General features: G+C 67.8%; 18 protein-coding genes. 11 read left to right on the top strand and 7 right to left on the bottom strand.

Going from position 1 to position 22727, the window contains the following annotated elements; genetic code table 11:
• Nucleotides 1–9: 9 nt before the first annotated feature.
• A complete protein-coding gene (locus AC3WRI_RS06765; protein ID WP_011614518.1) occupies nucleotides 10–3984 on the bottom strand; it encodes a DUF3683 domain-containing protein in 3975 nt (1324 codons plus the stop codon).
• A 180-nt stretch (nucleotides 3985–4164) separates the two neighbouring features.
• Nucleotides 4165–4743 (bottom strand): YqaA family protein, encoded by a 579-nt coding sequence (locus AC3WRI_RS06760; RefSeq protein ID WP_011614517.1) that lies wholly within the window; start codon nucleotides 4741–4743, stop codon nucleotides 4165–4167.
• Between the two features lie 346 nt (nucleotides 4744–5089).
• Here AC3WRI_RS06760 and AC3WRI_RS06755 point away from each other — a divergent pair, with 346 nt between their 5' ends.
• The 8 genes from AC3WRI_RS06755 (at nucleotide 5090) to AC3WRI_RS06720 (ending at nucleotide 13228) form a co-directional block, all read left to right on the top strand.
• A complete protein-coding gene (locus AC3WRI_RS06755; protein ID WP_011614516.1) occupies nucleotides 5090–5578 on the top strand; it encodes a (2Fe-2S)-binding protein in 489 nt (162 codons plus the stop codon).
• A gap of 12 nt (nucleotides 5579–5590) precedes the next feature.
• Nucleotides 5591–7966: a xanthine dehydrogenase family protein molybdopterin-binding subunit gene (locus AC3WRI_RS06750; RefSeq protein WP_011614515.1), complete on the top strand. Its 2376-nt coding sequence runs from the start codon at nucleotides 5591–5593 to the stop codon at nucleotides 7964–7966.
• A gap of 27 nt (nucleotides 7967–7993) precedes the next feature.
• Complete coding sequence (locus AC3WRI_RS06745) at nucleotides 7994–8794, top strand: FAD binding domain-containing protein (protein ID WP_010814437.1); 801 nt, start codon at nucleotides 7994–7996, stop codon at nucleotides 8792–8794.
• A gap of 95 nt (nucleotides 8795–8889) precedes the next feature.
• Complete coding sequence (locus tag AC3WRI_RS06740) at nucleotides 8890–9786, top strand: AAA family ATPase (RefSeq protein WP_010814436.1); 897 nt, start codon at nucleotides 8890–8892, stop codon at nucleotides 9784–9786.
• Between the two features lie 2 nt (nucleotides 9787–9788).
• Complete coding sequence (locus AC3WRI_RS06735; RefSeq protein ID WP_492292898.1) at nucleotides 9789–11045, top strand: vWA domain-containing protein; 1257 nt, start codon at nucleotides 9789–9791, stop codon at nucleotides 11043–11045.
• Complete coding sequence (locus AC3WRI_RS06730) at nucleotides 11036–11593, top strand: SRPBCC family protein (protein ID WP_011614514.1); 558 nt, start codon at nucleotides 11036–11038, stop codon at nucleotides 11591–11593. The genes AC3WRI_RS06735 and AC3WRI_RS06730 overlap by 10 nt, the downstream gene beginning before the upstream one ends.
• A complete protein-coding gene (locus AC3WRI_RS06725; RefSeq protein WP_010814433.1) occupies nucleotides 11566–12603 on the top strand; it encodes an XdhC family protein in 1038 nt (345 codons plus the stop codon). The genes AC3WRI_RS06730 and AC3WRI_RS06725 overlap by 28 nt, the downstream gene beginning before the upstream one ends.
• Before the next feature lie 19 nt (nucleotides 12604–12622).
• Nucleotides 12623–13228 (top strand): nucleotidyltransferase family protein, encoded by a 606-nt coding sequence (locus AC3WRI_RS06720; protein WP_010814432.1) that lies wholly within the window; start codon nucleotides 12623–12625, stop codon nucleotides 13226–13228.
• A gap of 12 nt (nucleotides 13229–13240) precedes the next feature.
• On the opposite strand, the gene AC3WRI_RS06715 is transcribed toward AC3WRI_RS06720, so the two are convergent.
• Genes AC3WRI_RS06715 through otsB form a run of 4 tightly spaced genes read right to left on the bottom strand, consistent with a single transcriptional unit; the run spans nucleotide 13241 to nucleotide 17743 of the window.
• Entirely contained in the window at nucleotides 13241–13585 is a 345-nt protein-coding gene (locus tag AC3WRI_RS06715; RefSeq protein ID WP_010814431.1) for a 4a-hydroxytetrahydrobiopterin dehydratase, read from the bottom strand.
• A gap of 35 nt (nucleotides 13586–13620) precedes the next feature.
• Nucleotides 13621–15012, bottom strand: a complete 1392-nt coding sequence (gene otsA, locus AC3WRI_RS06710) for an alpha,alpha-trehalose-phosphate synthase (UDP-forming) (RefSeq protein WP_010814430.1) — start codon at nucleotides 15010–15012, stop codon at nucleotides 13621–13623.
• Between the two features lie 48 nt (nucleotides 15013–15060).
• Nucleotides 15061–16926: a glycoside hydrolase family 15 protein gene (locus AC3WRI_RS06705; protein WP_010814429.1), complete on the bottom strand. Its 1866-nt coding sequence runs from the start codon at nucleotides 16924–16926 to the stop codon at nucleotides 15061–15063.
• 13 nt (nucleotides 16927–16939) lie between these two features.
• Nucleotides 16940–17743 carry a trehalose-phosphatase gene (otsB, locus tag AC3WRI_RS06700; RefSeq protein WP_492292896.1) on the bottom strand — a complete coding sequence of 268 codons (804 nt, stop codon included), beginning with the start codon at nucleotides 17741–17743 and terminating at the stop codon, nucleotides 16940–16942.
• Between the two features lie 312 nt (nucleotides 17744–18055).
• On the opposite strand from otsB, the gene ilvA reads away from it, so the two are divergent.
• Together ilvA and queF are read left to right on the top strand one after the other, a co-directional pair.
• On the top strand, nucleotides 18056–19594 hold the full coding sequence (ilvA, locus tag AC3WRI_RS06695) for a threonine ammonia-lyase, biosynthetic (RefSeq protein ID WP_010814427.1): 1539 nt from the start codon (nucleotides 18056–18058) through the stop codon (nucleotides 19592–19594).
• 17 nt (nucleotides 19595–19611) lie between these two features.
• Nucleotides 19612–20445, top strand: coding sequence for an NADPH-dependent 7-cyano-7-deazaguanine reductase QueF (queF, locus tag AC3WRI_RS06690; RefSeq protein ID WP_010814426.1), 834 nt, complete (start codon nucleotides 19612–19614; stop codon nucleotides 20443–20445).
• Between the two features lie 15 nt (nucleotides 20446–20460).
• Here queF and AC3WRI_RS06685 read toward each other — a convergent pair whose 3' ends face one another.
• A complete protein-coding gene (locus tag AC3WRI_RS06685; RefSeq protein WP_136227735.1) occupies nucleotides 20461–21831 on the bottom strand; it encodes a carbohydrate porin in 1371 nt (456 codons plus the stop codon).
• Nucleotides 21832–22014: 183 nt separating this feature from the next.
• Between AC3WRI_RS06685 and AC3WRI_RS06680 the strand changes: the two genes are divergently transcribed.
• The gene (locus tag AC3WRI_RS06680; RefSeq protein WP_439671243.1) at nucleotides 22015–22710 is read left to right on the top strand and encodes a TetR/AcrR family transcriptional regulator; all 696 of its coding nucleotides are present in this window, start codon (nucleotides 22015–22017) and stop codon (nucleotides 22708–22710) included.
• The last annotated feature ends 17 nt before the right edge of the window (nucleotides 22711–22727 follow it).

Here is a 22727-nt window from a genome sequence, read left to right as displayed (position 1 = left end):
CGTCGAGATTTAAACCAGCACCCGCTCGATACCGCCGGCGTTCGCCTTCGCAACGTACTCCGGCATCCAGTTTTCCCCAAGCAGATGCTTCGCCATCTCGATCACGATGTAATCCGCCTGCACCGTGGCATCTTCCTTGTAGCGCGACAGCCCCTGCAGGCACGACGGGCAGCTGGTCAGGATCTTGACGTCGCCGGTGAAGCCGTCGGCGCGCAGCTTGTCGGCGCCCTTGGTCATTTCCTCTTCCTTGCGGAAGCGGACCTGCGTCGAGATATCCGGACGCGTCACCGCCAGCGTGCCCGACTCGCCGCAGCAGCGCTCGTTCTTCTCGATCTTGCCCAGGCCGGTGTTGCCGCCCATCAGGTCGTTGACCAGCTTGGTCGGGTCCATGGTCTTGATCGGGGTGTGGCAGGGATCGTGGTACATGTAGCGGGTACCGGTCACGCCTTCCAGCTTCACGCCCTTCTCGAGCAGGTATTCATGGATGTCGATGATGCGGCAGCCCGGGAAGATCTTGTCGAATTCATACCCGGCGAGCTGGTCGTAGCAGGTGCCGCAGCTGACCACCACGGTCTTGATGTCGAGGTAGTTCAGCGTATTGGCGACGCGGTGGAACAGCACGCGGTTGTCGGTGACGATCTTCTCGGCCTTGTCGTACTGGCCGTTGCCGCGCTGCGGATAGCCGCAGCACAGGTAGCCCGGCGGCAGCACGGTCTGCACGCCCACGTGCCACAGCATCGCCTGCGTGGCCAGGCCCACCTGCGAGAACAGCCGCTCCGAGCCGCAGCCGGGGAAGTAGAACACCGCTTCCGTTTCCGGCGTGGTCGCCTTCGGGTCGCGGATGATCGGCACGATCTCGTTGTCCTCGATGTCGAGCAGCGCGCGCGCGGTCTTCTTGGGCAGGTTGCCCGGCATCTTCTTGTTGATGAAGTGGATCACCTGCTCGCGCACCGGCGCCTTGCCCACGGTCGCGGGCGGATGCGCGGTCTGCTTCTTGGCGAATTTCTTCAGCACGTCATTGCCGAGGCGCTGCGCCTTGTAGCCCCAGTCGATCATGACCTTGCGGGTCAGGTTGATGGTCTCGGGGTTGGTGGCGTTGAGGAAGAACATCGACGCCGCGGTGCCGGGGTTGAACTTCTTCTGCCCCATCTTGCGCAGCAGGTTGCGCATGTTCATCGACACGTCGCCGAAGTCGATCTTGACCGGGCACGGCGTCACGCACTTGTGGCACACGGTGCAGTGGTCGGCCACGTCCGAGAACTCGTCCCAGTGCTTGACCGAGATGCCGCGGCGGGTCTGCTCTTCGTACAGGAAGGCCTCGACCAGCAGCGAGGTCGCCAGGATCTTGTTGCGCGGGCTGTACAGCAGGTTGGCGCGCGGCACGTGGGTGGCGCACACCGGCTTGCACTTGCCGCAGCGCAGGCAGTCCTTGACGCTCTCGGCAATCGCGCCGATATCGCTCTGCTGCATGATGATCGACTCATGCCCCATCAGGCCGAACGACGGCGTGTAGGCATTGCGCAGGTCGGCGCCGGGCAGCAGCTTGCCCTTGTTGAAGCGCCCTTGCGGATCGACCTTCAGCTTGTAGGCGCGGAAGTCGCCGATCTCTTCCTCGGTCAGGAATTCCAGCTTGGTGATGCCGATGCCGTGCTCGCCCGAGATCACGCCGTCGAGCGACCGCGCCAGGTCCATGATGCGGGCCACCGCGCGATGCGCGTCCTGCAGCATGTCGTAGTCGTCGGAGTTGACCGGGATATTGGTGTGCACGTTGCCGTCGCCGGCGTGCATGTGCAGCGCCACGAAGACGCGGCCGCGCAGCACCTGCTTGTGGATCTTCTGGGCTTCGTCCAGGATCGGCTTGAACTCGCCGCCGTTGAAGATCTTGCGCAATTCGGCGCGGATCTCCGCCTTCCAGGACACGCGGATGGTGCGGTCCTGCAGCAGGTGGAACACGGTGGCATCAGGCTGATGCTGCAGGCGCGCATCGAACTCCTGCCCCAGCAGTCCCAGCCCGTGCCCGATCAGCGAGGCCTTGGCCTGCGTCAGCGGCACGTCCATGTGGTCCTGCAGGTAACGCCAGCGCGCGCGGATCTCGCGCAGCAGCGTCAGCGCGTGCTGCACGCGGTCTTCCAGCAGCTCGGCGCTGGGGATCTCGTTGGCGTCGTCGCTGCGGCCCAGCGGCAGGTTGCCGCGCGCGAAGAACGCTTCGAGCGTGTCGACCAGCTTGAGCTTGCTCTTGATCGACAGCTCGATATTGATGCGCTCGATGCCGTCGGTGTACTCGCCCATCCGGTTCAGCGGGATCACCACGTCTTCGTTGATCTTGAAGGCGTTGGTGTGCTTGGCGATGGCGGCGGTACGCGAACGGTCCAGCCAGAACTTCTTGCGCGCCTCGGGGCTGACGGCGATAAAGCCTTCGCCGCTCTTGCCGTTGGCCATGCGGATCACTTCCGAGGTGGCGCGCGCCACGGCGTCTTCATCGTCGCCGACGATATCGCCGATCAGCACCATCTTCGGGAAGGCGTTGCGCTTGCTCTTGGTGGCGTAGCCGACCGCGCGCAGGTAGCGCTCGTCCAGGTGCTCCAGGCCGGCCAGGATGGCGCCGCCGGGCTTCTTGGTCTCGGCGTCGAGGAAGTCCTTGATCTCGACGATGCTGGGGATCGCGTCGCGCGCCTGGCCGAAGAACTCCAGGCAGACCGTGCGGATGAATTTCGGCATGCGGTGCAGGATCCAGCGCGCGCTGGTGATGATGCCGTCGCAGCCTTCCTTCTGCACGCCGGGCAGGCCGGCCAGGAACTTGTCGGTGACGTCCTTGCCCAGGCCTTCCTTGCGGAACTTGCGGCCCTCGATGGCCAGCGTCTCGGTGCGCAGCACCTTCTCGCCCGGGGCGCGGTTGCCGTCCGACCATTTCAGTTCGAAGGTGGCCACCGGCACGTCGTGGATCTTGCCCAGGTTGTGGTCCAGCCGGGTGATCTCCAGCCAGTTGCCTTCCGGATCCACCATGCGCCACCAGGCCAGGTTGTCCAGCGCGGTGCCCCACAGCACGGCCTTCTTGCCGCCCGCGTTCATGGCCACGTTGCCGCCGATGCACGAGGCATCGATCGAGGTCGGGTCGACCGCGAACACCAGGCCTGCCTTGTCGGCAGCGTCGGCCACGCGGCGCGTCACCACGCCGGCGCCGGAGAAGATGGTCGCGACCTTGTGCGACACGCCCGGCAGGTCGGTTTGCTCCACCGGCCCGAGCTGCTCCAGCTTCTCGGTATTGATCACCGCGCTCATCGGCGTCAGCGGCACGGCGCCGCCGGTATAGCCGGTGCCGCCCCCGCGCGGAATGATGGTCAGGCCCAGTTCGAAGCAGCCCTTGACCAGCCCGGCGATCTCTTCCTCGGTATCGGGCGTCAGCACCACGAACGGGTATTCCACGCGCCAGTCGGTGGCGTCGGTCACGTGCGACACGCGCGACAGGCCATCGAACTTGATGTTGTCCTTCTGCGTGACCTTGCCCAGCACGCGCTGCGCGCGCTTGCGCAGGTCGTAGGCCGCGGCGAATTCGTTCTTGAAGTCCTCGATCGCCTGCTTGGCGAAGGCGACCAGCTGCTCCACGCGGTGCGAACGGTCCTCGGCGGCGGGCTCGGCGTGCTCGGCACGGTCGGCGGCGCGGCGCTTCTCGATCTCGTTCAGGCGGTGGTGCAGCGCGCTGACCAGCATCTGGCGGCGCTTGGGATTTTCCAGCAGGTCGTCCTGCAGGTAGGGATTGCGGCGGACCACCCAGATATCGCCCAGCACCTCGTACAGCATGCGGGCCGAGCGGCCGGTGCGGCGCTCGCTGCGCAGCTCGTCCAGGATGCGCCAGGCTTCCTCGCCCAGCAGGCGGATGACAATCTCGCGGTCCGAGAAGGACGTGTAGTTATAAGGGATTTCACGCAGGCGCGGCGGGGCGTCCTGCGCGGCGAGCTTGGCGTCGAGCACGAGTGGGGCGTTCATTGGGGGACCGCTTCCTGCTGCGCACGGGGACTGTGCGCGAATCGTTCATTAAAGGGCGATTGTACTTCAACCCCTGCTTTCGCCGCACCGCAACATAGAGGAATCCTTGTCGGAACAAGGGATTAGGCAGCTTTCTGGCCTGGCAATGGCGCCCCACGGTGGTGCCGGCAACGCACCGGATCAGAACCAGGCCTTGAACGTTTGCGCAATGTTCTGCCAAAAACTGTCCGGGATCCAAAGCAGGCTGGCGGTCATGAACAGATAGCGGATGAACTTGCCGACCGCCATCCAGGCCAGGCTGGGCCAGAAGGAGAGGCGCAGCCAGCCGGCTAAAGTGCACAAAGGATCACCAATGCCGGGCAACCACGAGAACAGCAGCGTAGGCGGCCCAAGCCGGCGCATCCACCGGAAGTAGCGCGCGTCGAGCTTGGGCTTGGGCGGTTTGCGCGCGTGCTCGCGGTGCTCCAGGTGCTCACGGTCGTGCTCGCGCGCCCGGCGCCGCTTGTGGTAGCGCACCAGCGCCAGCTTGGCGGCATAGCCCAGCCACCAGTCGATGGCGCCGCCCACGGTGTTGCCGGCAGTGGCCACCACGATCGCCGGCCAGAACATCTGCGGGTTGAGCTTGACGTAGCCGAACACCGCCGGCTCCGAGCCCAGCGGCAGCAGCGTGGCCGAGATCAGGCTGACCACAAAGATCGCGGGCAGGCCCACCTTGGGCAGGGCAATGGTTTCGAACAGCCAGTCGAAGAAGGCTTCCATGTCAGGGTGAGCAAGGGGGCCGGGCCATTCTAGCAGCGGCCCTGCCAGGACCCCGCCCCGCGAATGGGGAGCGGGCAAACCACATGGCACCTGTGCTGGATTTGTGATTAACTGTTAGAGCCTGTTGTGGCCAATCGTTCGCCGGCCGCAGCATTCGCGCCAGCATTGAAGCCGCTCGCCGCGTGCGCTGGCGCACCTACAGCAGTTGTAGCGGCAGCACCAATATCACGAATTAGCCGTCCTATAGCCGTCTTAAGCGGCAGTACCGCGTCGTGGCCAGTCCCACGCAGTTCTTTCGGGATTTCGGGCAATTGGTCATGCGCGTCCACCCCACATGGAGACAAGCATGGCGATTCCGATCCGCCTGACGGTCAACGGCAAGCCCGTTGACGCGCAGGTAGAACCCAACACCCTCCTGGTCCAGTTCCTGCGCGAACAATTGCGCCTGACCGGCACCCACGTCGGCTGCGACACCGCGCAGTGCGGCGCCTGCACGGTCCACCTGGATGGCCGGGCGGTCAAGTCGTGCAATATCCTCGCGGTCCAGGCCGACGGCGCCGCCGTGACCACCATTGAGGGCCTCGCCGCTCCCGGCACGCTGCACCCGATGCAGGAAGCCTTCCGCGAATGCCACGGCCTGCAATGCGGCTTCTGCACGCCGGGCATGGTGATGAGCGCCACCGCGCTGGTGCAGGAACATCCGGGCGCCGACGCCGCCACCATCCGCGCCCACCTGGAAGGCAACCTGTGCCGCTGCACGGGCTACCACAACATCGTGCGCGCAGTGCAGCAGGGCCAGGCGGCCATGCAGGGCACCGCCGCCAGCGCTGAATAAGGGGGACCGGCCATGAACGCACCCGAAAGCCAGCGCCTGGTAGGCGCGCCGGTCAAGCGCAAGGAAGACTATCGCTTCCTGACCGGCAACGGCCAGTACACCGACGACATCGTGCTGCCGCAGCAAAGCTACGCGTACTTCCTGCGCTCGCCGCACGCGCATGCGCGCATCCGCTCGATCGACAAGACCGAGGCCCTGGCCGCGCCCGGCGTGATCGCCGTGCTGACCGGCGACGAGCTGGCGGCCGACAAGGTCGGCGGCCTGCCCTGCGGCTGGCTGATCCACAGCATCGACGGCTCGCCGATGAAGGAGCCGCCGCACCCGGTGATTGCCCACGACAAGGTGCGCCACGTCGGCGACCAGGTCGCGCTGGTCATCGCCGAGACCCTGCAGCAGGCGCGTGACGCGGCAGAGAAGATCGACGTCGACTATGAAGAGCTGCCCGCCGTGGTCAGCGCCGCGGATGCCGCCAAGGCGTCCACCCTGGTGCATGACGACGTGCCGGCCAACACCTGCTACACCTGGGGCCACGGCGACAAGGCCGCCACCGACGCCGCCTTTGCCAAGGCCGCGCACGTGACCACGCTGGACATCGTCAACAACCGGCTGATCCCCAACGCGATCGAGCCGCGCGCGGTCAATGCCAGCTACACGCGCCAGGACGACAGCTACACCGTCTACGTGGCCAACCAGAACCCGCACGTCGAACGCCTGCTGATGGGCGCGTTCGTGCTGGGGCTACCCGAATCGCGCCTGCGCATCATCGCACCGGACGTGGGCGGCGGCTTCGGCTCCAAGATCTTCCTGTACCCGGAAGACGTGGCGCTGACCTGGGCCTCGAAGAAGATCGGGCGCCCGGTCAAGTGGACCGCGGACCGCTCCGAGTCCTTCCTGACCGATGCCCACGGCCGCGACCACGTGACCAGGGCCGAGCTGGCGCTCGACGCCGACGGCAAGTTCCTGGCGATGCGGGTGCATACCACCGCCAATATGGGCGCCTACCTGTCGACCTTCGCCAGCAGCGTGCCCACCATCCTGTATGCAACGCTGCTGGCGGGCCAGTACGCCACGCCCGCGATCTACGCCGAGGTGCAGGCCGTGTTCACCAACACCGCGCCGGTGGATGCCTATCGCGGCGCCGGCCGGCCCGAGGCCACCTATGTGGTCGAGCGCCTGGTAGAAACCGCCGCGCACGAGATGAAGATCGACCCGGCCGAGCTGCGCCGCAAGAATTTCATCCGCCAGTTCCCGTACGCCACGCCGGTGGGCCTGACCTACGACACCGGCGACTACGAGCCGTGCCTCGCGCGCGCGCAGGAGCTGGCCGACGTCAAGGGCTTCCCGGCCCGGCGCGACGAAGCGAAGCAGCGCGGCAAGCTGCGCGGCCTGGGCTATTCCTGCTATATCGAGGCCTGCGGGCTGGCGCCGTCGAATATCGCCGGCGCGCTGGGCGCGCGCGCGGGGCTGTTCGAGGTGGGCGAGATCCGCGTGCACCCGACCGGCACCGTGACCGTGTTCACCGGCTCGCACAGCCATGGCCAGGGGCACGAGACCACCTTCGCGCAGGTGGTCGCCGACCGGCTCGGGCTGCAGCTGGACCAGGTCGAGATCGTGCACGGCGACACCGGCCGGGTGCCGTTCGGCATGGGCACCTATGGCTCGCGCTCGCTGGCGGTGGGCGGCTCGGCCATCGTCAAGGCGCTCGACAAGATCGAGGCCAAGGCCAAGAAGATCGCCGCGCACCTGCTGGAAGCCGCCGACACCGACATCGAGTTCAGCAACGGCGTGTTCCGCGTGGCCGGCACCGACCGCACCAAGACCTTCGGCGAAGTCGCGCTCTCCGCCTACGTGCCGCACAACTATCCGCTCGACAAGCTGGAGCCGGGCCTGAACGAAAACGCGTTCTACGACCCGACCAACTTCACCTACCCGTCCGGCGCCTATGTGTGCGAGGTGGAAGTCGATCCCGATACCGGCGAGTCGCAGGTGGTCAAGTTCACCGCGGTGGACGACTTCGGCAACATCATCAACCCGATGATCGTCGAAGGCCAGGTCCATGGCGGCATCGGCCAGGGGCTGGGCCAGGCCATGCTGGAGCAGTGCGTCTACGACAACGACAGCGGCCAGTTGCTGACCGGCTCGTACATGGACTACGCCATGCCGCGCGCCGGCGACCTGCCCGACTTCACCGTCGAGACCGCCACCGGCACGCCCTGCACCCACAACCCGCTGGGCGTGAAGGGCTGCGGCGAGGCCGGCGCGATCGGCTCGCCGCCGGCGTTCATCAACGCGCTGGTGGATGCGCTCAGCCCGCTGGGCGTGAAGGACATCCAGATGCCCGCCACGCCGCACCGGGTCTGGCAGGCCATCCAGGCCGCCCGGCCGTGACCCACGCACACCGCAAAGGAAACCGACATGTACGCATTCAATTTTGAACGCGCCGCGGATGCCAAGGCGGCCGTGGCCACGCTCAGGGCCGATCCCGACGCCAAGTTCCTCGGCGGCGGCCAGAGCCTGCTGGCCGCGATGAAACTGCGGCTGGCCGCGCCCTCCGTGCTGGTGGACGTGGCGCGTATTCCCGGCATGGCCGAGATCCGCGTCGAAGGCAATGAGATCGTGGTCGGCGGCGCCGCGCGCCATGCCGATGTGGCCGAGCATGCCGAGGTGCGCCGGCGCATCCCGGCGCTGGCGGCACTGGCCGGCGGCATCGGCGACCGCCAGGTGCGCGCCATGGGCACCATCGGCGGCGCGCTCGCCAATGACGATCCCGCTGCCGACTATCCCGCGGGTGTGCTGGGGCTGGGGGCGACCGTGGTCACCGACCGCCGCACCATCGCCGCCGACGACTTCTTCAAGGGCCTCTATGAGACCGCGCTGGAACCGGACGAGCTGATCACCGCGGTGCGCTTCCCGATCCCGGAGCAGGCGGCCTACGCCAAGTTCCGCAACCCGGCCTCGCGCTTCGCGCTGGTGGGCGTGATGGTGGCGCGCACCGGCAACACGGTGCGCGTGGCGGTGACAGGCGCGGCCGACAGCGTGTTCCGCTGCCAGCCGCTGGAGCAGGCGCTGTCGGCCGCCTTCACCGCGCAGGCGGCGCGTGGGGTGAAGGTCGATGCGTCGACGCTGAATGCCGACCTGCATGCGTCGGCGGAGTACCGGGCGCATCTGATCCCGGTGCTGGCGGCAAGGGCAGTGGAGGCGGCGGCGAAGGGGTAGCGCTTCGCCGCCGCTTGTTGTCTCCCCTCTCCCGCACGGCGGGAGAGGGGAGCAAACCGCCGGCGCTTTTGTGGCGTTGGCACACAAGATTGCTCATGCTTCCCACCTCCATCGACGACACCATCGCCCAGCTGGAACGCCAGCAATACTTCGCCGACCGCGAGACCGCCACGGTGCTCTATCTCGCCCTGCGCATGCAGCGGCCGCTGTTCCTGGAAGGCGAGCCCGGCGTCGGCAAGACCGCCATGGCGCAAGCGATGGCGGGCGTGCTCGGCACGCGGCTGCTGCGGCTGCAATGCTATGAAGGGCTGGACGCCGCCAGCGCGCTGTACGAATGGGACTACCCGCGCCAGATCATGGCGCTGCGCCTGGCCGAGGCGCGCGGCGAGCGGCCCGAGGCGCAGTCGCTGTACCACGATGACTACCTGCTCAAGCGCCCGCTGCTGGAATCCCTGCTGCCCGACCCCGCCGCGCCCGACGTGCCGCGCGTGCTGCTGATCGATGAGATCGACCGCGCCGACGAGCCCTTCGAAGCGTTCCTGCTGGAGGTGCTGTCCGAATTCCAGGTGTCGATCCCCGAGATCGGCGTGATCCGCGCCGAGCGCCCGCCGCTGATCGTGATCACCTCCAACCGCACCCGCGAAGTCCACGACGCCCTCAAGCGCCGCTGCCTGTACCAGTGGATGGGATACCCCGAGCGCGACCGCGAACTGCAGATCGTGGCCGCGCGCGCCCCCGAGGCCGCCGCGGCGCTGCAGGCCCAGGCCATCGACTTTATCCACCGGCTGCGCGGCATCGACCTGTTCAAGGCGCCGGGCATCGCCGAGGCCATCGACTGGTGCCGCGCGCTGTCCGCGCTGGGCGCGACCGAGCTCGATCCGCAGTCCGTGCGCGACACGCTGGGCGTGCTGCTCAAGTACCAGGACGACCTGGCGCGCGTGGACGGCCCCACCGTGGCCGAGCTGCTGGCGGGTGCCACGCCGGGAGGCTGAAGATGGCCACGCTGCACGCCGCCGCACGGCCCGCCGCACCGGCCCTGCCGGTGCTGGCGCGCAACGTCACGCACTTCATGCGGCTGTTGCGCGACGGCGGCTTCGCGCTGTCGCCGGCCCATGCTGTCGATGCCTTGGAGGCGCTGCGCCATATCGATATCGGCCAGCGCGACGAGGTACGCGCCGCGCTGGCGGCGCTGGTGCTGTCCGGCCCCGACCAGCGCCCGCTGTTCGATGCCGCCTTCGACCTGTTCTGGCGCGATCCCGACTGGGAAGGCAAGCTGCGCGCGCTGCTGCTGCCGCGCGTCGACGGCGGCGCGCCGCCACCGAAACGCAGCAACCGGCTGGCCGATGCCCTGGCCGCGCGCCAGCCCGAAGCGCAGTCACGTCCGGCACAGGCCGAAGCCGAGCGCATCCACGTGCCGCTGACCTTCTCCGACCAGGAACGCCTGGCGCAGCGCGACTTTGAAACCCTGACCGCGCAGGAATGGCGCGCGCTGCAGCACCTGGTGCGCACACGCCGCGCCCACCTGGCCTTGCAGCGCACCCGCCGCCTGCGCGCCGCCACTTGTGGCACCCATGCCGACCTGCGCGCCAGCGCGCGCCTGGCGGTGCGCCAGCATGGCGAGTGGCTGCGCTGGAAATTCCGCAAGCACGCCGAGCGCAAGCCGCCGGTGGTGCTGCTGCTCGACATCTCCGGCTCGATGAGCCAGTACTCGCGCGCGGTGCTGTACTTCTGCCATGCGCTGATGCAGTCGCGCGAGCGGCTGTCGGTATTCCTGTTCGGCACGCGGCTGACCAACATCACGCGCTCGCTGCGCGAACGCGACCCCGACGAGGCCGTCGCGCTGATCACCGGCCAGGTGCGCGACTGGGCCGGCGGCACCCGCATCGGCGCGGCGCTGGCCAGCTTCAACCGCCATTGGGCGCGGCGCACGCTGTCCGGGCGCGCCACCGTACTGCTGGTCACCGACGGCCTGGACCACGAGCATATCGACCTGCTCGGCGACGAAATGGCACGGCTGCGCCGCTTTGCGCACCGCATCGTCTGGCTCAACCCGCTGCTGCGCTACCCCGGCTTCACCCCGCAGGCGCGTGGCGTGCAAGCCATCCTGCCGCACGTGGACGCACTGCGCCCGGCCCATAACCTGGACAGCCTGCTGGCGCTCGAGACGCTGCTGTCCGACCATGGCGGCCCGCCCCGGGCCGCCACCCCTGCCCTCGCCAGGCACAACAAGGAAGCCCCGCCATGGAAATGAACCAGAGCCAGCGCCTGCCGGTCCCGCAGCAGGTGGCATGGGAAGCGCTCAACGACACCGAGCTGCTCAAGCACTGCATCCCGGGATGTGAGAGTATCGAGCCCGACGGCGACAACGCGTACCAGCTGGCCCTGACGGCCGCGGTGGGCCCGGTCAAGGCGCGCTTCAAGGGCCGCATGGCACTGGAAGACATCCAGGCCCCCGACAGCTACACCATCCGTTTCGATGGCCAGGGTGGCGCGGCGGGATTCGGCAAGGGCAGCGCCCAGGTCCGGCTGGAAGCAGACGGTGACGAGACCGTGCTGACCTACACCGTCAACGCCCACGTGGGGGGCAAGATCGCACAGATCGGCTCGCGGCTGGTGGACGCCGCGGCGCGCAAGATGGCAGACACCTTCTTTGCGCGCTTCACCGAGGCCGTCACCCCTGACGCCACCGACGAAACGCCAGCGGCCGAGAGCGCCCCCGCCGCGGCCGCCGGCGACAATGAACCAACAGAGGAACCGAAGCGGAAACGATCATGGACAGCGTGGATCTCGAAGTCCTGAAGAACAGCGTGCAGTGGCAGCAGCAAGGCCATCGCGTGCTGCTGGTCACGGTAGTGCGGACCTGGGGCTCGTCGCCCCGGCCCGAAGGCGCGATGCTGGCCGTGCGCGACGACGGCCTGGTGGTGGGCTCGGTCTCGGGCGGCTGCATCGAGGACGACATCATCGACCGCGTGCGCCGGCAGGGCATCACCGCCGACCACCCGGAAGCGATCAAGTACGGCATCAGCGCCGAGGAAGCCCACCGCTTCGGGCTGCCGTGCGGCGGCACCATCGAGCTGGTGACCGAACCGCTGACCCCGGCCAGCGGCATCGCCGAGCTGCTCGATGCCGTTGAGAACGGCCGCCTGGTCGCGCGCACGCTCGACATGGCCACCGGCACCGCCACGCTGGGCCCGGCCAACGCCACCGACGGCCTGGTGTTCGACGGCAAGACCCTGCTGACCATCCACGGCCCGCGCTACCGCATGCTGGTGATCGGCGCCGGGCAGCTGTCCAAGTACCTGTGCCAGATCGCCGTGGGCCTGGGCTTCCAGGTCACCGTGTGCGACCCGCGCGAGGAATACACCGAGACCTGGGACATCCCCGGCGTGACCATGGTGCGCACCATGCCCGACGACACCGTCACCGACATGAAGCTGGACGAGCGCTGCGCCGTGATCGCGCTCACGCACGACCCCAAGCTGGACGACCTGGCGCTGATGGAAGCGCTGCGCACCCGCGCCTTCTACGTGGGCGCGCTGGGTTCGCGCCGCAACAACCAGGCGCGCCGCGAACGGCTCAAGGAATTCGACCTGACCGAGCTGCAGCTGGCGCGGCTGCATGGCCCCGTGGGCATCTACATCGGCAGCCGCACGCCGCCCGAGATCGCCATCTCGATCCTGGCCGAGGTGATCGCGGCCAGGAACCACGTATCGCTGCCCGACATCCTGCAGGTGGAAGGCGCCAAGGCCGCACGCGAGATGGCTGCCGGCACCGGCAGCAGCTGCGACGTCGCGCCCGATCCCACCTGACGACCTCGCAAGTGCCGCCATGACTGCCGCCCCCAACGCTCCCCTGCTCCGCACCGACCTGCCCACCGGCATCCTGCTGGCCGCAGGCTACGGCCGCCGCTTCGACGCCGCCGGCAAACGCAACAAGCTGCTGGAGGTGCTGCCCGGCGGCCGCTCCGTGGCCTGGCGCAGCGCCCGCACGCTGGCCGCGGCGCTGCCGGAATCGATCGCCGTCATTCGTCCGGGCAACCCGGCACTGGCGGAGGAACTGCGCCGCGGCGGCTGCCGCGTGCTGGAGTCGCCCGACGCCGAAGCCGGCATGGGCGCTGCCCTGCGTGCTGCCGTGGCCGCCACGCCCGAAGCGCGCGGCTGGGTGGTGGCGCTGGCGGACATGCCCTGGCTGCCGATGGAACTGATCCGGGCGGTGGCATTGACGATCACCGCGCCGGACACCATCGCCGCCCCTTGGCGCAACGGGCAACGTGGGCATCCGGTGGGTTTTGGCGCAGCCTGGCGCGAGGAATTGCTGAAGCTGGATGGGGATGAGGGCGCGCGGGCGTTGCTGAAGGACAAGCCTGTGACGCGGATCCTGACCGAGGATGAAGGGGCGTTTCGGGATATTGATACGCCCGGGGATCTGAAGTGACCCCCACCAACCTCACCCGATCCCCTCCGCCAGCTCGCTCGTCTTCACCGCCATGATGAAATCATTCCGGTGCAAGCCCTTGATCTTCTTGGTCCGCCACGACACCGTGGCATGCCCCCAGCCAAAGCTGATCTCGGGATGATGCCCCTGCGTCTCGGCCAGTTGCCCGACGCCGTTCACGAACGCCAGCGCCTGCGCGAAATTGCCGAAGGTGAAACGCCGTTCGATCCGCGTCGCGCTATCGACCAGCTCCCATCCCGGCGCCTGCTGCAATAGCATCTCGGCTTCAGCCGGCGTCAGCGGCGGCACGCCGCCACGGCAAGGCGTGCACGATTGCGCTGCCAGGTCTTCGCTCATGGTCATGCTCCCCGACCGGAAGAACAGCCCGCGCCTCAGGCCCCTTCGGTCTCAGTCAGTGCGCGCAGGAACTCGCTGCTCCACCAGTGCACATCCTGCGCGCGGATGCGCTCCAGCAATTTCTGATGCCGCTGCTGGCGCTCGGCCAGCGGCATGTGCAGCGCCTGCTGGATCGCCTGCGCGGTGGCGCGCGTGTCGTACGGATTGACCAGCAGCGCCTCGCGCAGTTGCTCGGCGGCGCCGGCAAAGCGCGACAGCACCAGCACCCCCGGGTCCTCGGGGTCCTGCGCGGCGATGAACTCCTTGGCCACCAGGTTCATGCCGTCGCGCAGCGGCGTCACCAGCGCCACGCGGCTGGCGCGGCACAGGCCGGGCAGCCGCTTGCGCGCGGTGGTGCGGTGGATATAGCGCACCGGCATCCAGTCCAGCTCACCGAACTCGCCATTGATGGAGCCGCTCAGCTGTTCCATCTCGCGGCGCAGGTCGACGTAGGCATCGACCGACTCGCGCGAGGGCGCGGCGATCTGCACCAGCGTTGCGCTCGAACGGTTCTCTGGGTACTCGGCCAGCAGCCGGTAGAACGCCTTGAGCCGCTGCGGCAGGCCCTTGGAATAGTCGAGCCGGTCGATGCCAAGCAGCAGCCGGCGGCGCGCGTACTGCGCGCACATCATCTCGTAGGTTTCCTGCGCGTCCGCTCCGCGGCCCAGCTCCATGAACTCGTCGACGTCGATGCCGATCGGGAAGGCCTGCGCCCGCACCGTGCGGTGGAAGGCGCGGTAGCGGTGCTCGCCCATCGGCTCGGCCTGCGCTTCGGCCTGCACATAGCGCGAGAAGTGCTCGACATCCGCATGGCTCTGGAAGCCAAGCAGGTCGTAGGCAAACAGTGCGCGCATCAGCCACTCGTGCTGCGGGATGGCGGCCAGGATCAGCGGCGGCGGCAGCGGTACATGCAGGAAGAAGCCGATCTTCTGCCCGCAGCCAATCGCGCGCAACTCTGACGCCAGCGGGATCAGGTGGTAGTCATGGATCCAGATGATGTCGTCGGGCTGCAGCAGCGGCGCCAGCTTGCGCGCGAACAGCTGGTTCACGCGCCGGTATCCGTTCAGGAAATTGGAGTCGAAGTCCGCAAGGTCCAGCCGGTAGTGGAATACCGGCCACAGCACGCCGTTGCTGTAGCCCAGGTAATAGGCGTCGTGGTCCTCGCGGCTCAGGTCGACGGTGGCCAGCGTCACGTTGCCGGCCTGCTGCAGATGCAGGTCGCCTTCACCGGGCGTGCCGCCCTGGGCGGTTTCCAGCGCCTTGCCGCTCCACCCGAACCACATGCCGCCGGTCTGGCGCAGGGCTTCGGATAGCGCCACGGCGAGGCCGCCCGCCGCCACGTTGCGGGGATCGGCGACCCGGTTGGATACCGCTACAAGTCTTGGCATATGTTGTTCTTGGAGTCCTCTGTTCTGGTTGCCGTGCGCGCAGGCGGTTCAGATCACCGTGTCCCACGGCGCCGACAGCCGCATCGCGCCATTGATCAGCCCGACCATCGAATACGTCTGCGGGAAATTGCCCCACATCTCGCCGGTCACCGGATGGGTATCCTCGGACAGCAGCCCCAGCGGATTGCGCGAGGCCAGCATCGACTCGAAAATCTCGCGCGCTTCCTCGCGCCGGCCGATGCGCGCAAGGGCATCGATGCGCCAGAACGTGCAGATGTTGAACGCGGTCTCGGGCTTGCCGAAATCGTCGGGCGCCTCGTAGCGGCGCATATAGGGTCCGTCGCACAGCGATGCCTCCAGCGCCTTGACGGTGGCGATGAAGCGCGGATCGCGCGGCTCGATGAAATTGACTTCGGCCATCAGCAGCACGCTGGCATCCAGCTCGCGCCCGCCGAAGCTCTCGGCGAAGGCCTGGCGCTCCTCGCTCCAGGATTCGGCCAGAATGCGCTCCTTCATGCGCTCGGCATGGTCGTGCCAGTAGGCGGCACGCGCCTGCAGCTGGAGCTTGTCGGCAACCTTGGCCAGGCGGTCGCAGGCGGCCCAGCTCATCAGCGCCGACGACGTATGCACGCGCGCCCGCGTGCGCAGCTCCCACATGCCGGCATCGGGCGTGCCGAACACTTTCACTGCCTGTTCGCCGACCTCTTCCAGCCGGCGGAATTCAGCGGGGCCGCCGCGGTGCAGCAGCCGGTGATCATGGAAGGCCTGGGCCGCGCCCAGCACCACGTTGCCGTAGACATCGTGCTGGAAGTGCTCCTGCGCCTGGTTGCCCACGCGCACCGGGCCCATGCCGCGGTAGCCGGGCAGATGGTCGAGCATGCTTTCAGGCAGCTCGCGCTCCAGGCCGATGCCGTACAGCGGCTGGATATGTCCGTCCTGCGACTGCATCACCACGTTGGACAGCCAGCGCAGGTAATCCTCCATGGTGCCGACCTCGGACAGGCTGTTGAGCGCGCGCACCACGAAGAAGGCGTCTCGCAGCCAGCAGAAGCGGTAGTCCCAGTTGCGGCCGCTGCCCGGCGCCTCGGGGATGCTGGTGGTCATCGCCGCGACGATGGCGCCGGTCTCTTCGAACAGCGACATCTTCAGCGTGATGGCCGCGCGGATCACCGCGTCCTGCCATTCGCGCGGCACCGCCAGGCGGCGGCTCCACAGGCGCCAGTAGGCGGTGGTCTCCTGCTCGAAGTCGCGCGCGGTTTCTTCCACGCCGTGCGCGAGGGTCTCGTCCGGGCCGAGGATGAAGTTGTACCCGCGCGTGACCAGGAACGGCGTATGCGACAGCACATACGCCATCGGCGCGTCGGTGGTCATGCGCAGGGTCATGTCGTCGCCGATATAGCGCACATGGCTGCTGCCGCGCGTCGTCTGCGGCGCCTTGCGGCCCCATTCGAAGCGCGGCGCCACCACCACGCGCACGCGCGGCGCGCCGCGCACCGGGCGGATGCGCCGGACCAGCGTGGTCGGGCGGAAATAGCGCCCCAGCCGGAAGAAGCGCGGCGCAAAGTCGGTGATCTCCAGGCAGTTGCCGTGGATGTCCGTCAGCCGCGTGCGCAGCACCGCGGTATTGGGCTCGTACCATTGCCGCGACGACTGGAAGTCCTCGATCTCGATCGAGAAATGGCCGGCGTTCTCGCTCGGGTCCAGCAGGGCGTTGAACACCGGGTCGCCATCGAAGCGCGGCAGGCACGACCAGACAATGCGCGCGCGGCAGTCCACCAGCGCAGAGATGGCGCAGTTGCCGATCATGCCAAGCGACAACGACGGATTGGCAAAGCGGCTGCCGCCGTCCACGGTCTTGTGCACGCCTTCGGTCGGCGGCTGGCCCGGTTCGCTCGGGCTGCTCGGATTGGTCACAGCGATACCTCCCTCAGGATGTCGTTGTGCGCCGGGCCGGGCCTGGCTCGGCCTCATTCGGCACGGCGCACGGGTGGCCGCCGGCGCCTTCCAGCGCGCGGGCCGATCGGTGCAGCCAGCTGCGCAGCGCGGCCGGCCCGGGCACGGTGACGCTGGCCACGGTCTCGCGCTGGCCCACCAGCACGCCCAGCCCGCCGAGCTTGCGCACGGCGGCAAAGCCCGGCTCGTCGGTCAGGTCGTCGCCGGCAAAAAGCGGCATGCGCTCGGCGAACGGCGCGGATTTCATGAATGCGGCAATGGCGTCGCCCTTGTCGACGCCGGCCGGCTTGATCTCGACCACCATCTTGCCGGGCAGCGCTTCCAGTCCGACGGCATGGCGCAGCACCTCGGTGACCGCGGCATCGACCACGCCGGCAAGTTCAGGCGCCTGGCGGTAGTGGATGGCGACGGCGACGGACTTGCGCTCCAGCCGCAGGGCGGGATGGGCGCGCACCAGCGCTTCCAGGTGGGGGATCAGCAGTTCCAGGCCGGGGGCGGCGGAAGTCTTGGACACCATGCCGCCGTCGGTGCGGAATTCAGCACCATGCACGCCGGCCGCCGGCAGCCGCAGCGGCTGCAGGAAGTGGTCGAGTTCAGAGATCGGCCGCCCGGAGATGACGGCCAGCGCGCCGTCCAGACGCTCGAACAGCGTGTGCAGCGTGCCGACCAGTTCGGGTTCGACCTGCACCAGTTCCGGGCGCGGGGCCAGGTCGGCCAGGGTGCCGTCGAAGTCGAGAAACAGGGCGGTATTAGATTCGATTAGCGGTAGTTGTGGCATCGCGTTACACCGTAACACGTCGTTTTGACCGGCGTCCACCGGACGCCGTCCTACATGGCGCGCACGCAACCTGGCCTCGACGCAAGTCCAGGGCCAAGCGTCTGCGGCCCCCGCTGCGCCCTGGTTCGCCTTGCCCGCATGAGTGCATCGTCATCCACACGAAGAGTGACCTCCGCGCGGCCCGGGCCGCCCGTCGCGAGCGGCGGGAGCGTCGCCCGGGCCGGGTGGAAGTCGCCGCCATCCTTTATCATTGACGGTTTCCGCCAGAATTTCCGCCTTTTTTTGCGCCGCCCCACGGCCCGCCCCGAGACCATGACCCGCACGTCCGCCGCCCGACCCGATTACCTGAAGAAGATCCTGACCGCCAAGGTCTACGACGTGGCGCAGGAGACCGAACTGACCTACGCGCACCAATTGTCGGCGCGCACCGGCAATTCGGTCTGGTTCAAGCGCGAGGACACCCAGCCGGTCTTCTCCTTCAAGCTGCGCGGCGCATACAACAAGATGGCCTCGCTGACCCCGGAAGAGCTCAGGCGCGGCGTGATCGCCGCCTCGGCCGGCAACCACGCGCAGGGCGTGGCGCTGTCCGCGGCGCGCCTGCAGTGCAAGGCCATCATCGCCATGCCGGTCACCACGCCGCAGGTGAAGATCGACGCCGTGCGCGAACGCGGCGGCCAGTGGGTGGAAATCGTGCTGCACGGCGAGTCCTACAGCGACGCCTACAACCACGCCGCGGAGCTGGAGAAGAAGCACAAGCTGACCTTCATCCATCCGTTCGACGATCCCGAGGTCATCGCCGGCCAGGGCACCATCGCCATGGAGATCCTGCGCCAGCACCCGGGCCCGATCCATGCCGTGTTCGTCGCCATCGGCGGCGGCGGGCTGATCTCTGGCATCGCCTCGTACATCAAGGCGGTGCGCCCCGAGATCAAGGTGATCGGCGTGCAGACGGTGGATTCTGACGCGATGAAGCGCTCGGTCGACGCCGGCAAGCGCGTCGAGCTGAAGGAAGTGGGGCTGTTCTCGGACGGCACTGCGGTCAAGCTGGTCGGCAAGGAGACCTTCCGCATCACGCGCGAGCTGGTCGACGACATCATCCTGGTGGATACCGACGCCATCTGCGCGGGCCTGAAGGACGTGTTCCAGGACACCCGCAGCATCCTGGAGCCGGCCGGCGCGCTGGCCGTGGCAGGCCTGAAGGCCTATGCCGAGCGCGAGAAGCTCAAGGGCCAGCACCTGGTGGCGATCGCCTGCGGCGCCAACATGAACTTCGACCGCCTGCGCTTTGTCGCCGAGCGCGCCGAGGTGGGCGAGGCGCGCGAAGCCGTGTTCGCCGTGACCATCCCGGAAGAGCGCGGCAGTTTCAAGCGCTTCTGCGAGCTGGTGGGCACGCGCAGCGTGACCGAGTTCAACTACCGCATCGCGGATACCAGCATGGCGCATATCTTCGTTGGCGTGCAGATCGCCAGCCGCGCCGAGAATGACAAGATCGCGGCCAGCTTCCGCAAGCACGGCTTCGACACGCTGGACCTGTCCAACGACGAGCTGGCCAAGCAGCATATCCGCTACATGGTGGGCGGGCGCTCGGCGCTGGCGCATGACGAGTTGCTGTACCGCTTCGAGTTCCCCGAGCGGCCGGGCGCGCTGATGCGGTTCCTGTCCAGCATGAGCCCGAACTGGAATATCAGCCTGTTCCACTACCGCAACCAGGGCGCGGATACCTCCAACATCCTCGTCGGCATCCAGGTGCCGAAGAACGAGAAGCGCGCCTTCCGCGCCTTCCTTTCGACGCTGGGTTACGTACACTGGGACGAGACCGACAACCCGGTGTACAAGCTGTTCCTGTCCTGACACCTGCTGAGCGCCCCATGAGCCTCCCTGAACATTCGCCGCTGGGCAAGCCCTCGGCCTACAAGACCGAATACGACGCCTCGCTGCTGTTCCCGATCCCGCGCCAGCCCAAGCGCACCGAGATCGGCCTGCCCGAAGGCAAGCCGGTGCCATTCTTCGGCGTCGATATCTGGAATGCGTACGAGCTGTCGTGGCTGAACCTGAAGGGCAAGCCGCAGGTGGCGCTGGCCAGCTTCATCATCCCGTCGGACACGCCCAATATCATCGAGTCCAAGTCGTTCAAGCTGTACCTGAACTCGTTCAACCAGACCAGGATTGCTTCACCCGAGGCGCTGCAGCAGCTGCTGCACCACGACCTGTCCGAAGCCACCGGCGGCACCGTGCAGGTGCGGCTGGTGACTGAAGCGGACCTGGGCAAGCAGAAGATGGGCGAGCTCGATGGCCTGCTGCTGGACCGGCTCGACATCGAGGTGGACCGCTATGAGCCCGCGCCCGAGCTGCTCTCTGCCGACCAGCAAGAATCGCCGGTGGAGGAAACGCTGGTGTCGCATTTGCTGAAGTCCAACTGCCTGGTCACCGGCCAGCCGGACTGGGGCAGCGTGCAGATCCGCTACGTGGGTGCGCCGATCAACCAGGAAGGGTTGCTCAAGTACCTGATCTCGTTCCGCAACCACAACGAGTTCCACGAGCAGTGCGTGGAGCGGATCTTCATGGACGTGATGCGCGAGTGCAAGCCGGTCAAGCTGGCGGTGTATGCGCGCTACACGCGCCGCGGCGGGCTCGATATCAACCCGTTCCGCACCAACTTCAATACGGCGTGGCCGGATAACAAGCGCAACGCGCGGCAATGAGGCAGGCGGGGAGGATCAGAACTCCCCGTGCAGGCGCACCCCGTAGAACTTCGCCGGCCCGCGGTCGCGGTTGTAGCCGGGGTTGCGCACGTACTGGAAGTCCGGGCTGATGCTCAGGTACTTCACCGGCTGGAAGCTGTAGTAGATCTCCAGGATCTGCTCAGGCCCGTAGCGCAGCGCACCGTCGCCCAGGAAGGCGCCCTGCCCACCCGCGGCCAGGTAGTTGCGGTGGTCTGGGCCCAGCATGTTGATCGCCACCGCCACGCCCAGCGCATCGCGCGCCCGTCCCCACGCATCGCCCTTCAGCACGCCGCCCGCCGACACCTGGCGGCCGATCTCCGTGAAGGCGTAGGTCTCGGTCTTGTCGTCGGACAGGCTGGCGCGCGCGAACATCCCCAGTGAATCGGTGACCTGCTGCAGCAGTGTCACGCCCACGCCGCTCTTGGCGTGCTCGCGGCGCACGTCGGCGACGTCCGGGGTGGTGTTGTTGGCCATGCCGAAGCCGATGGCATCGCTGAACGCGCCCATGCGCGCCTTGTTGCGGAACCACAGCAGCCGCGCGGTGCCGGGCCGGCCAGCCAGCTGGTAGCGCTTCTCCACTTCGATGATGTCGCCGTAGTGCTCGAACATGCGGGTGTCGAGCCGCAGCCCGTTGGATTCCAGCGGCTGCAGGAAGCGCCCGATGCGCGCCGACCAGCCGTCACCGATGTATTCCAGCGACAGGCCCCAGCTATAGCCGCGTGCATCGGCCGGATAGTCGAAGGCGCCATGCGTCATGAACGACCAGTTCATGAATTGCGTGCGCGGGTCCGAGCCGAACTCGTTCTGGTCGAAGACATCCAGCACGCTGAAGTTGCCCGCTGTCAGCACCACGCGCTGCTGATCGACGGTGCGCCCAAACTGGTTGAAATCCGCTTCCAGCGCTTCGCTGCCGCCGCCCAGGCCCCAGGTCTGCCGCACGAACGCGCGCGCCCGGTAGAACACCGGGTTGGTGCTGGCGGCCTTGCCCAGTTCTCCGTTGGACAAGCCGCCCAGGCCGTGCAGGCCGGAAAACGGCACGCCTTGCGTGGCTTCCGGATTGAAGTGGAACTCCGCGCCCGGCCACAGCTTCAGTCCCAGATCCAGCGTCGCACTGAACGAGTAGCTCTTGGCCCGTTCGGTACCCAGGCTGTTGGGGCCGGAGTAGGCCGCGCCGAATGCTGGCTTGCGCTGCCAGATGTAGGTGCTCTGGCCGTGAAAGGCAAACGGGCTCTCCGCTTCAGCCGGGCCTTGCACCGGCTCCGCTTGCTGCGCCATCGCTGGCAGGCACGCACAACAGGCCAGCGCTGCCAGCACACGACGAAAACGGATACGAACGGGAGCGCTGGCAAGTGGCGGAAACGGCATCGGCAGAGGCGATCGGCAAGGGATGTGCCGGAGGCGGCGCGCTCCGGCGCCCGCAGCATAGCCAAGCACCCATGACATGTCTACCTGCCAAAGGGTGTGCCGGAAGGCCGACGTTGTAACCGCCCTTGAATTAATTAACGCAAAAATTAATATTCACTGGAGACCGCTTGCATCCGTTTGCCCATGCCGCGCCCACCCGCCAAACCGAAACCCTCCGCCGGCCGCAGCCCCGGTCGCCCTGCGGCCGGCCAGCCCGGCCAGCGCGAACGCATCCTCGATGCGGCCACCGAGCTGTTCTCGCGCCAGGGCGTGGCCGGCACCCCGGTCAAGGCGATTGCCACCCAGGCCGGCGTGACGCCCGCGCTGGTCCATTACTACTTCAGCGACCGCGAATTGCTGCTGGACGCCGTGGTCGAGGAAAAGCTGCAGCCGCTGGTGGCCGGCGTCTTCGCTGCCGCCGGCGATGCCGAGCCGATGGCCATGCTGATCGGCATCGCCGGCCAGCTGATCCGCACCGCGGCCGCCACGCCCTGGTTTCCCGGGCTGTGGATCCGCGAAGTCGCCAGTGCCGACGGCGCCCTGCGCGAGCGCGTGCTGGACCGCTTCGCGCTGCAGCGCGCCGGTGCACTGAGCGCGCCGCTGGCGGCCGCGATCGCGCGCGGGCAGCTCAACAGCGGACTGGAGCCGGCGCTGGTGATGCCGTCGCTGATCGGCCTGACGCTGCTGCCGCTGGCCACCACCCATATCTGGCGCCGGCTGCCCGGCGGCGAAGCGGTCGATACTGACACCCTGGTGCGCCACGTATCCGCGCTGCTGACGCACGGGCTGGCACCGGCGCCCGATGCCGGCAAGTCCAGGCTTTCTCCGGAGTCATCATGAAGCACGCCCACCCCACC

This window comes from Cupriavidus sp. FW305-27 (assembly GCF_058787995.1).
The sequence above is the reverse complement of the archived record's forward strand: the minus strand, read 5'-3'. Positions and strand labels throughout refer to the sequence as shown.